Annotated in this window: 11 protein-coding genes and 1 pseudogene; 7 read left to right on the forward strand and 5 right to left on the reverse strand. The window is 46.2% G+C overall.

All coding sequences use genetic code 11. The features are described 5' to 3' along the window. Positions 1-66 precede the first annotated feature (66 nt). The 4 genes from FN124_RS08350 (at position 67) to FN124_RS08365 (ending at position 3,425) form a co-directional block, all read left to right on the forward strand. Positions 67-1,206 carry a cystathionine gamma-synthase gene (locus FN124_RS08350; RefSeq protein ID WP_142684270.1) on the forward strand — a complete coding sequence of 380 codons (1,140 nt, stop codon included), beginning with the start codon at positions 67-69 and terminating at the stop codon, positions 1,204-1,206. A 143-nt stretch (positions 1,207-1,349) separates the two neighbouring features. Then, positions 1,350-2,123, forward strand: coding sequence for a TIGR02757 family protein (locus FN124_RS08355; protein ID WP_142684271.1), 774 nt, complete (start codon positions 1,350-1,352; stop codon positions 2,121-2,123). Between the two features lie 16 nt (positions 2,124-2,139). Further along, positions 2,140-3,081, forward strand: coding sequence for a DUF6263 family protein (locus FN124_RS08360; protein ID WP_142684272.1), 942 nt, complete (start codon positions 2,140-2,142; stop codon positions 3,079-3,081). Continuing rightward, positions 3,081-3,425: a hypothetical protein gene (locus tag FN124_RS08365; RefSeq protein WP_142684273.1), complete on the forward strand. Its 345-nt coding sequence runs from the start codon at positions 3,081-3,083 to the stop codon at positions 3,423-3,425. Before FN124_RS08360 ends, FN124_RS08365 begins: the two co-directional genes overlap by 1 nt. A gap of 47 nt (positions 3,426-3,472) precedes the next feature. Here FN124_RS08365 and FN124_RS08370 read toward each other — a convergent pair whose 3' ends face one another. Continuing rightward, a complete protein-coding gene (locus FN124_RS08370) occupies positions 3,473-4,129 on the reverse strand; it encodes a sterol desaturase family protein (RefSeq protein ID WP_142684274.1) in 657 nt (218 codons plus the stop codon). A 192-nt stretch (positions 4,130-4,321) separates the two neighbouring features. Beyond that, positions 4,322-5,569, reverse strand: coding sequence for a serine hydrolase (locus FN124_RS08375; RefSeq protein WP_142684275.1), 1,248 nt, complete (start codon positions 5,567-5,569; stop codon positions 4,322-4,324). A gap of 117 nt (positions 5,570-5,686) precedes the next feature. Between FN124_RS08375 and FN124_RS08380 the strand changes: the two genes are divergently transcribed. Continuing rightward, the gene (locus FN124_RS08380) at positions 5,687-6,700 is read left to right on the forward strand and encodes a fumarylacetoacetate hydrolase family protein (RefSeq protein ID WP_142684277.1); all 1,014 of its coding nucleotides are present in this window, start codon (positions 5,687-5,689) and stop codon (positions 6,698-6,700) included. 2 nt (positions 6,701-6,702) lie between these two features. Further along, positions 6,703-7,143: pseudogene (locus FN124_RS31730) on the forward strand (flavin reductase family protein); the annotation flags it as partial. A gap of 513 nt (positions 7,144-7,656) precedes the next feature. Here FN124_RS31730 and FN124_RS08390 read toward each other — a convergent pair. From FN124_RS08390 to lysS, 3 genes are all read right to left on the reverse strand, one after another. Next, on the reverse strand, positions 7,657-8,415 hold the full coding sequence (locus FN124_RS08390; RefSeq protein ID WP_142684279.1) for a DUF4197 domain-containing protein: 759 nt from the start codon (positions 8,413-8,415) through the stop codon (positions 7,657-7,659). 39 nt (positions 8,416-8,454) lie between these two features. After that, the gene (locus FN124_RS08395) at positions 8,455-9,288 is read right to left on the reverse strand and encodes a universal stress protein (RefSeq protein ID WP_142684281.1); all 834 of its coding nucleotides are present in this window, start codon (positions 9,286-9,288) and stop codon (positions 8,455-8,457) included. 159 nt (positions 9,289-9,447) lie between these two features. Next, the gene (gene lysS / locus FN124_RS08400; RefSeq protein ID WP_142684282.1) at positions 9,448-10,962 is read right to left on the reverse strand and encodes a lysine--tRNA ligase; all 1,515 of its coding nucleotides are present in this window, start codon (positions 10,960-10,962) and stop codon (positions 9,448-9,450) included. A 293-nt stretch (positions 10,963-11,255) separates the two neighbouring features. On the opposite strand from lysS, the gene FN124_RS08405 reads away from it, so the two are divergent. Next, positions 11,256-13,406: a S9 family peptidase gene (locus FN124_RS08405; protein ID WP_142684283.1), complete on the forward strand. Its 2,151-nt coding sequence runs from the start codon at positions 11,256-11,258 to the stop codon at positions 13,404-13,406. Positions 13,407-13,836 lie beyond the last annotated feature (430 nt).

The raw sequence follows: 13,836 nt of genomic DNA on the forward strand, positions 1-13,836 counted from the left end.
GCCAATCGCAAAAACTGGAGTATATTTGGAAACCACCAAAATTGATCATTCTAAACTATTTAAGACATGAAGCTGGGTACAAAACTCATACACGCAGGTGTAGCTCCCGATCCGTCAACCGGCGCTATTATGACGCCGATCTTTCAAACATCTACCTATGTACAGAGTGCGCCTGGGGTGCATAAGGGCTATGAATACGCCCGGACACAGAATCCTACCCGCGACGCCCTTCAGAACGCATTGGCAGCCATTGAAAACGGTACGCACGGTATCTCTTTTGGCAGCGGTCTCGCAGCCACAGATGCGGTGATGAAGCTCCTCAGCCCCGGCGATGAAGTAATTGCCACAAATGACCTCTACGGGGGTACCTACCGGATCTTTACCAAAGTGTTTGAACGCTATGGTATCAGGTTCCGGTTTATAGACATGTCTGATGCCAGGAACATAGAGTCCCATATTACCCCCCAAACCCGGATGATATGGCTGGAAACCCCTACCAACCCGCTTTTAAAGATCATAGATATTGCAGCCTGTGCCACCATAGCCCGCAAAAGCGAAGTAATCCTTTGCGTGGATAACACCTTTGCCTCACCGTACCTGCAAAACCCGCTTGACCTGGGCGCCGATATTGTTCTGCATTCGGCCACCAAGTACCTGGGAGGGCACAGCGATGTGGTGCACGGCGCGGTAATTGTAAAAAATGAAGAACTCGCCAGGCAACTGTACTTTATCCAGAACAGCTGCGGCGCCGTACCGGGTCCGCAAGACTGCTTCCTGGTGCTGCGTGGTATTAAGACATTGCATGTGCGTATGCAGCGCCATTGTGAAAACGGGGAGGTGGTAGCCAACTTCCTCCGCAGCCACCCCAAAGTGGATAAGGTATACTGGCCGGGATTCACCGACCACCCTAATCATGATATCGCCAAACAACAAATGAGAGGTTTCGGAGGAATGATGTCCTTTACCCTGAAAGACGATAGCCTGGAAGCGGCCAACCGGATCCTGGGCAGCACCCAGCTCTTTGCCCTGGCAGAATCACTGGGAGGGGTAGAATCACTGATAGGCCATCCTGCCAGCATGACGCATGCCTCCATTCCCCGTGAAGAAAGAATAAAGAACGGCCTTGCCGATTCCCTGATCCGGCTGAGCGTAGGTATTGAAGATGCAGACGACCTGACCGGGGATCTCGCAAAAGCTATCGGTTAAGTAATAGATTTTAATTCTTATGCAGTAAAAATTATCTTTACCGGGAGCGTAAATATTTATCCTAACCATATCCAGCGCCTTTTTATATCTGAATGGAAAATTCCGGTATAAAAAAGCTTATGGTAATACACGTGATTTAACTTATGAAGATCCAGAAACTAAGGGAGTTCTTAGATGCCAAGGCGGCATATTATAATCACCCGGACTTTATTGCTAACGATCCGGTTAGCATACCACACCGGTTTAGTGTATTGCAGGATATTGAAATCGCCGGCCTTTTTGCAGCAATACTGGCATGGGGGAACCGTACCAGTATCATCAACAAATGCACAGAGCTGATGAAAATGATGGACGACTCCCCCTATGATTTTATCCGCCATCATCAGCCGAAGGACCGTATGAAATTACTTTCCTTCTGCCACCGCACCTTCAACGGCCTGGATCTGCTGTATTTTGTGGAATTCCTCCAGCATTACTACATGAATGTAACATCGCTGGAATTTGCCTTCAGCGCTCACATCACCCCACAGGATGAAAATGTGGAAAAAGCACTGATAGGGTTCAGGAAAGTATTTTTTGCCCTGGAACACCCGGAAAGGACCGGTAAGCATATTGCTACGCCGGCCAGGAACTCTGCCTGCAAGCGTTTGAATATGTATTTACGCTGGATGGTGAGAAATGACGAAAATGGCGTGGATTTTGGGCTTTGGCAGCACATATCACCTTCACAACTGGTATGCCCGATGGATGTACATGTAAGCAGAGTGGCCACCAGGCTGGGAATAATAGAGGACGCGAAGGCCGACTGGAAAACAGCCACCGCTCTCACACACCAGTTGAAGAAACTGGATCCTGATGATCCTGCCAAATATGACTTTGCCTTATTTGGCCTGGGAGTGATAGAAAAATATGTCTGATAAAATAAACATGATAATGAAAAGAATCCTGGGACTGATTGCAATGGTAGTAACACTGTCTTTATCCGTTAAAGCACAGGAATATGTGGATCTGAAATATACTTTCAATAAAGGCGAACTGTTTGAACTGGAACAAAAGAGCCGGAGCGAAACCTATATGACGGTAAATGAAGTAGTGCAACGGACCACCCGCGATTATAACAACATTATTGCGATGGAAGTAACAGCCGTGGAGCCGGGCAAAACCACGCTCACCTTTCGCTATAAAGATCTTAAGTTCAATTTCAACGCCAAAAATCAGAACATCTTCGTAGATGCAAAGGTCACCAAACAGGAAGAACCCTTTCAGGCCGGCCTGAAAAAAGTACTGGACCAACCCTTCACCGTAGAAGTTCAGTCCACCGGGATCATCAATAAAATAGACGGCCTGGAAGGCATACTGGACAACGCATCCAGCGCTTTCAGCTCGCTTAAAAAAGATGAACAGGAAGCCTATAAAAAACTGATGAAAGACCAGTTTGGAACAGAAGCTTTCCAAAGCTGGCTGGAACAGCTGCTCATCATGTATCCCGCCCATGGCATTAAAACCGGTACGCAATGGGAAGAAAATGTACCGCTGCGTGGCGGGCTTGTAGGCCGGATAGACCTTTACTGGAACCTGCAAACCTGGGATGCACAAACCGCCAAAGTTGGCGGCACTTCTAAAATCAACACAGATAAGGTGCAAATGCTCACCCTTGACGATGGCATCAAAGCTACCGCAGAGATCAGCGGCACTACCTCTTCCAACTACCTGATTAACCGCAGCAGCGGCTTACCAGGCATCTGCGTACAAAACACCGAGATGTCTGGCAACTATACCTATAAAGCGGATAAGGCAAAACGTATTAAGCACGACCTGAAAGTACCGGTAAAGGTAGTTACCAATGCATCGTATAAAATAAAACAGATGAAGTAATGACTGCACTGCCAGCGCAATATCTCCGGGAAACAGCCGCATGGGCACAGGACAACTTTGAAATAAGTGTGCCCGTGAATGTTAGTTATGAACAACTGTGGGAGATACTCGCGGGCAAACTACAACAGCTCATCAGCGAAGATTTCTCCAGGTTCATCTTCCTGCTGTACCGTACTGATGTGGCGGAAAAAAAAGTAAAAGGAATACTGGAGGACGCGGCAACTACAGGAGAGGATCCGTATAAGGCCATTGCCGCACTGATTATTGAAAGGCAACTGCAAAAAATAACATCCCGGGCCACATACAAACAACATGATTTGCCCGACGATGAAGAAAGATGGTAAAAGAAGAAGGGGTGACGCGTAAGCATCACCCCTTCTTCTTTAAAAACTTAAAATGTCAGTTCCTTCACTTTTTCCTTATCTTCTTTTTCCTTTTCCAGGTCGAAGAAAGTACCGAATACATGATCCCATACAGAAGAACTCACTCCAAAGCCCTTATCCTCGCTCTTATAATGGTGAAGATGGTGGTTACGCCACAATGGCTTCATAAACTTCAGTGGCGGATTCCACGCATGAATGGCATAGTGCATGCTTCCATAGATCAGGTATCCCAGGATAAAGCCAGGGAAAAACATAAATGTGATTTCACGCAGGAAGATATACTGCATGCCGAAGATGGCGGAAGCCAGTATCAGGCTGGGCACCGGAGGCATAAATAAACGCTGCTTGTCTCTCGGGTACTCATGGTGGTTACCATGCATTACGTAAATGAAACGCTGCACCCTGGGGTTATCACTTGCGAAGTGAAACAAAAAGCGGTGCATGAGATACTCAAAAAACGACCAGAATAACATGGCCCCAACGAATATAGCTACAACTGTACCGGGTGTAAAACCTAAGGTGTTGTGGCTATAATAGAGCATATAGCCAATAATGGGCAGATAGAGCCCCCAGATCACCAATGGATGCGTTTTGGTAAGCATCTCAAGATACTGGCTTTCAAATAATCTTGCCTGTCCTTTGTTCTTAATCTTTTCAAACTTCATAGCTCCCAAATTTTAGAGTGCAGTTACGGGACATGAATAAAACCTTCCTTATTTACCCTGGCAGCCGCCTCAAAAATGATGCGCATTTTGAAGATGGCTGTCATTATCGAACGCAAAAATACAACGTTCGTAGATTATTTCGCTCACTATATCACTCTATAAGGCTATAAATTCTATTTATCCTGTTCCCTGTCATTCTTTATAGTTTATCCTGAAATTATGCAGATCAGGCCGGTGTTTCCGCTTCCGCTGTAATTCATACCGGTAAATTATTTCCCCCACTTCTTTAAAAAATGGGTGCCCCTCTTCTTCATATTCATATTTATTATCATTTAAAACACCGTCCCGGTTCACGTAAATGTTACCGGTCAGCATAAACTCCACTCCATGCTTAAAGTCGACAATATAGGCTGCATCCGTAAGAAAACCGTACGACCAGCCGGCTTTATTAAATACACGTATATACGGCGGAATGTTTTTCTTCCCTGCCTTGAAAAAAAAGAATTTAGTGTAGCTGTCATAATACTCGGCAGTGTCATACTTCGGCCAAAGGGTTTCTGACGGGTATTGCGACATATAGCGGTATAAAAAACGGTAATCATCTTCCGTTATATCAAACCGCTGCGATAGCGGTACACTGGCAGGAAACAGCACCGACTGCAACATTTGCTGCAAATCCATCAACGGCAGGTTATTATGTTTGGTAAAATCCATGGGCGTAAACACCAGCCTGTCGTTTTTATCCAGGTAAGCACGTCCCAGCTTTACTTCCCTGCTGAAATCGAATATCTGGTTGTTGTAAGCTGCTGGTTGTTCGTATACCAGCTTCCCGTTATCCACAAAACGTATGGGATTGGTATGCCTGTTCTCTTCTTCCGTAAGCGGCATAAACCGGCGCACAATGCGCACATCCTTATATCCTTTTGCCCATAGTTTTTCGTGGATGGTTCGCTGACCCACAAATTCATACAACCTGTTGTAGGCGTCGTTATCACTGACCAGGAATATTTTTTTGATATAATGCTCTACAGATGGCAGCAAATTCGCTGCCGAGCTGTCTGTATGCACGGTTACCTGGCCCTGCCAGGCGCTGTCTGTAAGCATGGTCGTGTTCCGGTGAAGCCCCCGCACCTTAAGCTGATGCATCTTTTCCAGCGCCAGCAAAGCAATAGGTAGCTTCACAGTACTGGCGGGGTTAAAATATTTACCGCCGTCTACCTCCAGGTAATAACTTTTAAAATGCGGGCGGTTACGGGCATCCCGGTCAATTTGCGTATAAATAAGCTGGTAACGGAATGAATCAGGATATTGCAGGATATGCCGGAGCGCCGGTGAAGCCTCGCGGTCCAGCAGGTTTTTCAGCAGCGTATCTGTGCGGGACTGGCCCTGCACAGTTAATAACTGGCCATACATCAGGAATAGCAGCAAACGGCAACGCATATTGGTGGTTCTGCTTATAAATATAAAGTAATTCGCCGGCAGGCAAAAAAATAGCCATTGCTTTTAACCGCCATTCTTATATTTGATCCTTCATACAACCAGAACAATTACCAAACCATGAAACTAGTAAGTTATTTAAGAGAAGAAACAGACCAGCTGGCCATCCTGGTAAACGGTTTGTTATACAATACACAGGAACTGCATCCCGATCTGCCTAACAACATGGGCATGTTCCTCATGATGTGGGAAGAGGTGATAGAGATCGCCAAACGGACCGATGCCCTCCTGAAGGAAGGTAAACACCCCGGCTCTGCTACCGGTATTCCCGTAAACAGCGTACAATTGCTTTCGCCCGTGCCATTCCCTACTTCCTGCAGGGATGGATACGCATTCCGGCAGCATGTAGCCGCAGCAAGGCGTAACCGCAAGGTGCCTATGATCCCGGAGTTCGATCAATACCCGATCTTCTATTTTACCAATCATAACGCCATCCAGGGACCTGGCGAAATAGTGTGTATGCCCGACCATTTCGAAAAACTGGATTTTGAACTGGAAGTAGCCATTGTTATCTGTAAAGCAGGCCGCAATATCACAGCTGCTGAAGCAGACGATTATATAGGCGGATACATGATCATGAACGATATGAGCGCACGCACCCTGCAGATGGAAGAAATGCTGCTTAACCTGGGGCCCGCAAAAGGAAAGGATTTCAGTACGGTGGTAGGCCCCATGCTGGTAACGGCCGATGAACTGGAACACCTGAAAGTGCCGGCAAAAGATGGGCATACCGGCAATAACTTTAACCTGAAAATGACCTGTAAGGTAAATGGCATCCCTGTAAGTGAAGGGAATATGGCCGATATGGACTGGACCTTCGCCGAAATAGTGGAACGCTGTGCCTATGGGGTAAATATTCTCCCCGGCGATATTATCGGCAGCGGCACGGTAGGTACCGGCTGCTTCCTGGAACTGAATGGTACGGGCAAACTGAATAACCCCGATTACACAGAACAATGGCTGCAACCCGGCGATGTAGTGGAAATGGAAGTATCCGGTTTAGGTATTTTATCCAATACCATCGTAAAAGAAGATACCGACTTCTCCCTGCTGGCACTTAAGAAAAAAGCATAACCATGCAGATAGATCCATCACAGGTGAAAACAAGTGAGCTACATGCTTACCTCCTGGGGGCAATAGCACCCCGTCCTATTTGCTTTGCCAGCACTATCGATGCCAGCGGTCAACCTAACCTGTCGCCGTTCAGCTTCTTTAATGTGTTTGGCTCAAATCCGCCAACGCTGATCTTTTCCCCTTCACGCCGTGTGCGCGACAATACGGTAAAGCATACACTGGAAAATGTATACGCCACAAAAGAAGTAGTGATCAACGTGGTTAGCTACAACATGGTGCAGCAGGCTTCTTTATCGAGTTGCGAGTACCCGGCAGGTGTAAATGAATTTGAAAAAGCAGGATTTACCGCGCTGAAATCGGAAAAAGTACAGCCGTTCCGGGTAAAGGAAAGCCCGGTGCAAATGGAATGTATTGTTAAACAAATCATTGAAACAGGGCAGGGTGGCGGCGCCGGCAACCTGGTGATCTGCGAACCGGTAATGCTGCATATCAATGAAAACATACTGGATAGCCACGGCAAAATAGATCCGCATAAAATAGACCTGGTGGCCCGTATGGGAGGTGATTACTATTGCCGCGCCTCCGGCGATGCCGTTTTCGAGGTGGCTAAACCCAATACGAAACTAGGCATCGGCGTAGATGCGTTGCCGTTGGCCATCCGGAACAGCCGTATCCTTACCGGCAACAACCTGGGGCAACTGGGCAATGTTCATGAAGTGCCTTTTGTAGATGCCACCTTCCATGATGATCATCTCAAAAACATTATCCAGTACTACAGTGTAACACCGGATGAAATGGAAAAGGAACTGCATTATTATGCAAAGAAATTACTGGATGAGGGGAACGTAGCGGCAGCATGGCAAATATTGCTGGCAGGCAGCTATTAGCGTTATAAATCATAAAAAGAAAGGGTCGGAGATCATGATCTCCGACCCTTTCTTTTTATGCTGTTGATATTATTTGGCGCCGAAAACTTTCTTCAGCAGGTCTGTTGTTCTTGCAGCAGGATTGGCACGGATGGCCAGCTCCTCTTTTGCTATCTGGTCAAATAAAGCATTTACCGCCATAGTGGTTACGTAATCCTGCAGGTCGGGATTTACTTTATTGAAGGTAGTAGGCAGCTTGTTGTAGTTATTTACGATATCTGCATAATAACGGGTGGCGCTGGTGCTGTCCAACGTTTTCTTGATCACCGGCCGGAACGCGGTTTTCAGGGAATCTGTTGTTTTGCTTTTAAAGAAATCAGTGGCAGATGTATTGCCGCCTTTTACCAGGTTTAGCGCATCGGTGAGGGTCATTTGTTTGATAGCGCCTACAAAAATAGGGGCTGCATAACCAACGGCCTTCTCAGCAGAACGGTTAATTTGCAGGATGGCCTTATCTACCTGGCTACCCAAGCCGATGGCCCGCAGGGTATTACCGATTTTCACCGCATCTTCCGGCAGCAACAGTTTGTATATGTCGCTTCCAAAAAAACCATCCTTTTTATTAAGCTTTGCAATACCGGCAGCCACGCCTTTTGAGAGCGCCTCTTTGATGGCAGAACCGGCATCAGATTCTGTTAAACCCGCAATAGAAGTACCACTGCCGGTACCTGTACTGCTACTTTTGTTGGTAGCGGTTTCCAGTTGTTTACCCAGTTTCTTCAGCAGCTGGGCCTGAGTTGCCTGCAGGCTGAATAAGCCCAGCAGTACCAATAATGAACGTTTAAACATAGTGTTATTATAAATATTAATATCTTTCAAAAGTATAAATTATTCGTGTAAAGTCAACAGTGGTATATGTGTTTGATACGCCAGTTTGGAAGTACGGCTGCGTTTAAAAATACCTTCAAATAGCCCATGCTTTTTAGGAATGGTGAGAATCAGGTCGGCTTTGTTTTCTTCGGCAAATTCTGCAATACCAGCTACCACATTGGGATTATCAATGAAATGATATTCCGGGTGGAAATCTTCCAGCAGCGTATCCAGCATTAATGTTTCAAAAGGCGTATCGGTACTGAAATGACGGCTTTCGTGGTCTATATTGATCACATGCAGTTCCGCATTAAAAATATGTAGTAATTTTTTCAATGGTTCTACCGGTGTGGTATCTGCCACCTTCCGCAGGTCTGCCGCAAAAACTATCTTTTCTATGTGTTTATACTTTGCGGATCCTGGTACTATCAGCACCGGGTAGCTGGTATTCTTCACTACATCGATCGTATTGGAGCCCACCAGCACTTCCTCCAGTTTACTGCCACCGGTGATGCCCATCACAATCAGGTCTACCCCTTCATTTTTACATACATCTTCAATAGTTGCCGCCAGCAGGGTATTGTCTGCCCGCATAAGCAGCGTGGTTCCTTCCCCGGCCAGGGGCGCCAGTTCCCTTTTCATTTTCTCCAAACCTTCCAGGCTGGCAGCTCTCAGATCTTCCGGGTTTACCATCGGGATCATAGTGGGTACATCCGGGATAGGTACGATCAGCTCATATGCGTGGTACAATACAATGCGGGTGGCGCCTAAACTGTTTCCCAGCGCAATAGCGTAGGTAGCGGCATTATAAGCGGTATCAGAAAAATCAGTGGGTACTAATATTGTTTTCATATGGGCTAATTTTAAGATACTAATAAGCACTACTTAAAGTTAACGATGTGCATTGGTATATGAACGCTTAATGAAAATTTAATGCCACATTTACCCTGTATAAAGCAAAAAGGCGAATGACCGTAGCCATTCGCCTTCTTTTATTTTATAAAGATGATCCTATTTCTGTTGTTCCGGCTTCATCTGCGGGAAGAAGAGCACATCCTGGATAGATGGCTGGTTGGTCATCAGCATGGTTAAACGATCAATACCTATACCGATACCTGAAGTAGGCGGCATGCCATATTCCAGGGCGCGCAGGAAGTCGTAGTCAATATACATGGCTTCATCATCGCCACGCTCCATCAGCTTCACCTGTTCTTCAAAGCGCTCACGCTGATCAATAGGATCATTCAGCTCACTATAGGCATTGGCAATTTCCTTACCGTTTACCATCAGCTCAAAACGTTCTACCAGGCCTGCTTTGCTGCGGTGCTTTTTGGTGAGAGGGCTCATTTCCACCGGGTAATCGGTAATAAAGGTTGGCTGGATATAGTTGCCTTCGCATTTTTCACCAAAAATTTCATCTATCAGTTTGGCTTTGCCGAACTTAGCGTCTACATGGATGCCCAGCTGTTTACACACATCACGCAGCTGTGCCTCATCCATAGCGGCAATATCAAAACCGGTATGCTCCTGTATGGCTTCATACATGGATACCCGGCGGAACGGCGCTTTAAAATCGATGGTTTTATCGCCTACCTGTACAAGGGTGGTACCGTGTAAGGTAATGGCAATTTTTTCCAGCAGCGACTCTGTGGTGCGCATCATCCATTCGTAATCCTTATAGGCCGCATACATTTCCATTACGGTAAATTCCGGGTTATGCGTACGGTCCATTCCCTCGTTGCGGAAATCCTTTGCAAACTCATATACTCCTTCAAAACCGCCCACGATGAGGCGCTTCAGGTACAATTCATTGGCTATACGAAGATAAAGAGGCATATCCAGCGCATTGTGATGCGTGATAAACGGACGGGCAGTAGCGCCGCCGGGAATCGGCTGCAGGATAGGCGTTTCCACTTCCAGGTACCCCAGGTTGTTGTAGAAGTCGCGGATCGTTTGCATGATCCGGGTGCGTTTAATAAACACTTCTTTTACTTCCGGGTTAATTACCAGGTCGGCATAACGCTGGCGGTATTTGAATTCCGGATCTGTTACCTCGTCAAATACTTCTCCTTCTTTGGCTTTTACCACCGGCAGGGGGCGCAGTGATTTGGACAGGATGGTGATTTCCTTTGCATGAATGGAAGTTTCACCCGTTTTGGTGATAAAAGCATAGCCTTTAACCCCTATAAAGTCGCTGATATCCAGCAGTTTCTTGAATACGGTGTCGTACATCGATTTATCTTCTCCCGGGCAGATATCGTCCCTGCGAATATATACCTGGATGCGGCCCACGCTGTCCTGGATAGCGGCAAATGCCGCCTTACCCATGTCGCGAACGCTCATGATACGGCCTGCCAGGCATACTTCCTGGAATTTCTCTTTTGTTTCTTCCGAATAATTGGCTTTTATGTTCACGGAAGTATCATTAACCGGGTATTCAGCTGCAGGGTAGGGGTCTATACCTAAGTTATGCAGTTCCTGTAATTTTTCCCGGCGTATAATCTCTTGCTCAGATAATTGTGTCATGTAGTAATTTAATTGCACTAATGGAGTGCAAAAATAGTAAAAAGGGCTGTAAGACTACAGCCCTCTTATTTTTTGACCATATCCTATGAAAACCATATTAAAGATAACCGCTTCCACTGCTATTTACAGCCCCAAACTAACCGTTGCCCGGAAATCTTTCATATCTGGCAGTATTTGACCTGTTGCCGGTTTGCGGGCGTTACCCGTTTGTGTAAATTGTAACCGCTATTTTTTAGTTATGCTTATTTTCGTCCGCTAACTACAACAAAACAACCACCTGATATCTACAAATGATGAGAAGCGAACAATGGTTAAAACCAACCACTATCTGCAGTGCAGGCTTATTGCTGCTCACTGCTCCCTGTATAAAAGCCCAGCAAAAGCAGGATCTTACTTTTGAACAGGCTTTTAAAGGCCAGGCTACCAATATTACCCAGCCATTACCGGCTATCCGTGATTGGGCAGACGGGGAACACTACCTCGAAATGCGCCCTGATGCGGCAACCAGCCGCATGCAGGCATGGTCAGTAGATGCCCGTACCGGCAAAGCAACGGTTTATACAGCACCTGTAGATGGCCCCAGTGTGGAGATACGTGAGAAAGATGTTTTTTATAAAGCAGCAGATGGCAATACTACCCGTTTAACAAACGATGCCGCAGAAGAAAAAAATCCGACGCTTTCACCCGACGGAAAATATGTGGCTTTTACCCGGAACAATGACCTTTACAGCGTGGAAGTAGCCACCAAAAAAGAAACCCGCTATACGACCGATGGCTCTGATGTAGTTTATAACGGATGGGCATCGTGGGTATATTACGAAGAGATCCTCGGCAGGCCCACACATTACCGGGCTTTCTGGTGGAGCCCCGACAGCCGGCAGATCGCTTATATGCACTTTAACGATTCCAAAGTACCCGTATTCCCTATTTACAGCGAGAAAGGACAGCACGGCTATCTGGAAAACACCCGTTACCCTAAAGCCGGGGATCCCAACCCCACCGTGAAAGTAGGCGTGGTACCGGTTACCGGCGGCCCTACCATTTGGGCCGACTTCAACGAAAATGACGATCAGTACTTCGGTATGCCTTTCTGGACAGAAGATAGCCGCCAACTGTGGATGCAATGGATGAACCGCGGACAGGATAACCTGAAAATATATAGCATCAACCCGCAAAGCGGCGCCAAAAAGGAGATCTATGACGAAAAACAGAAAACATGGATCGATTGGTTTGACGCCGTTCCCTTCCTGAAAAATAACCAGGGCTTTTTGTTGCAAAGCGATAAAACCGGCTGGTCGCATCTTTATCTCCATAACATGGATGGCTCCCTTAAGAAGCAACTTACCTCCGGTAACTGGACAGTGAAAGAAGTATTACAGATAGACGAAAAAAATCAACTGGTATATTTCACTGCCCGCAAAGAGGCCTCTACTCGCTTCGACCTGTATAAAGTGAGCATGAAAACAGGCGCATTAACCCGCCTGACCAATGGCAACTATAATAATGTGATCAAACTGGCGCCCGGAGGCAAATACTTTATTACCACCTATTCCAACCTGCAAACACCCTCAAAAATGGCTCTGCTGGATAATAACGGTAAACTGATAAGGGAGCTGGGCAACAGCAAAGGGGCCAGGTTTGATGATTTCAATCTTGCGAAAACATCATTGCAAACCTATAAAACCCGCGATGGGCTGGTACTGCCACTTACCATTACTATGCCCCTGCATATGGAACCTGGTAAAAAATACCCTGTCCTGATCAGCATTTATGGCGGCCCCAACGCAGGTACGGTATACGATACCTGGAAATACGGCAATGTACAACAGTGGTGGGCTCAGGAAGGAGTGATCCAGGTAGCCATAGACAACCGCAGCAGCGGCCAGCTGGGCAAAATGGGTATGAACTATATTCACCGCCAGCTGGGTAAGTATGAAATCGAAGATTATATGGACGCTGCAAAATGGCTCCGTTCACAACCATGGGCTGATAGCAATAAAATATGTATAACGGGTGGCAGCTTTGGCGGCTATATGACCTGTATGGCCCTCACCTATGGCGCGGATGTGTTTAACTATGGTATGGCCAATTACGCGGTAACCGACTGGCAACTATACGACAGCCACTACACCGAACGCTATATGGACACCCCGGCAGAGAACCCTGAAGGCTATAAAGCCACCTCTGTGTTAACTTACGCTGACCGATACAAAGGGCTGATCCGTATTGTGCACGGCACTATGGACGATAATGTGCATATGCAGAACTGTATCCAGCTGATCGACAAACTTGAGAATCTGAATAAGCATTTCGAATTTATGCTGTATCCCGGCGAACGCCACGGATGGGGAGGCTTAAAAAGTGTGCATTCTTCCGGTGAATCTTACCGCTTTATCTATAATAACCTGCTGGATAAACCTTTTCCTGAGCAGTTCAATAAATAACTAATTCTAAATCAATAAGCTACGGCCTGGCATACAGATAAATACACCTGCATCTGTTTGTCAGGCCGTAATATTTTTATGTGTTATGGGAAGTACCGGGGTTGAAAGGAGGCAGAGGGAAAAATAGAACTTCAGAAAAAGAAACAGGGCTGCAAGACTACAGCCCCGAAAAATTTTAACCATATCTTTATTGAAAAACCTATACCAAAGGTGGTCGATTTTTATCACACTGCGATGCGCATTCTAGTGAATGATATAATTTTTCCGGTAAACGTATGAAAAGTGAAGGTGAACGTATAAAGGCAAAAAACACTTCATGATAAGCTCCAATGTGAGGTTTAGCCCGCAAATAATTGATTGTCAACCTTAATAGGTGTTTAAACAGTTATTTTGTCCATTTTGAGGTTTTTCCGGGAGAAAACATAAAAAA

The organism is Chitinophaga polysaccharea (assembly GCF_902150045.1).
Lineage (GTDB): Bacteria > Bacteroidota > Bacteroidia > Chitinophagales > Chitinophagaceae > Chitinophaga > Chitinophaga polysaccharea_A.

What these genes read in the sequence shown, in the direction of transcription:
- FN124_RS08350 (WP_142684270.1), top strand. Translation starts at nt 67, where the DNA reads ATGAAGCTGGGTACAAAACTCATACACGCAGGTGTAGCTCCCGATCCG.
- FN124_RS08355 (WP_142684271.1), top strand. Translation starts at nt 1,350, where the DNA reads ATGAAGATCCAGAAACTAAGGGAGTTCTTAGATGCCAAGGCGGCATAT.
- FN124_RS08360 (WP_142684272.1), top strand. Translation starts at nt 2,140, where the DNA reads ATGAAAAGAATCCTGGGACTGATTGCAATGGTAGTAACACTGTCTTTA.
- FN124_RS08365 (WP_142684273.1), top strand. Translation starts at nt 3,081, where the DNA reads ATGACTGCACTGCCAGCGCAATATCTCCGGGAAACAGCCGCATGGGCA.
- FN124_RS08370 (WP_142684274.1), bottom strand. Translation starts at nt 4,129, where the DNA reads ATGAAGTTTGAAAAGATTAAGAACAAAGGACAGGCAAGATTATTTGAA.
- FN124_RS08375 (WP_142684275.1), bottom strand. Translation starts at nt 5,569, where the DNA reads ATGCGTTGCCGTTTGCTGCTATTCCTGATGTATGGCCAGTTATTAACT.
- FN124_RS08380 (WP_142684277.1), top strand. Translation starts at nt 5,687, where the DNA reads ATGAAACTAGTAAGTTATTTAAGAGAAGAAACAGACCAGCTGGCCATC.
- FN124_RS08390 (WP_142684279.1), bottom strand. Translation starts at nt 8,415, where the DNA reads ATGTTTAAACGTTCATTATTGGTACTGCTGGGCTTATTCAGCCTGCAG.
- FN124_RS08395 (WP_142684281.1), bottom strand. Translation starts at nt 9,288, where the DNA reads ATGAAAACAATATTAGTACCCACTGATTTTTCTGATACCGCTTATAAT.
- lysS (WP_142684282.1), bottom strand. Translation starts at nt 10,962, where the DNA reads ATGACACAATTATCTGAGCAAGAGATTATACGCCGGGAAAAATTACAG.
- FN124_RS08405 (WP_142684283.1), top strand. Translation starts at nt 11,256, where the DNA reads ATGAGAAGCGAACAATGGTTAAAACCAACCACTATCTGCAGTGCAGGC.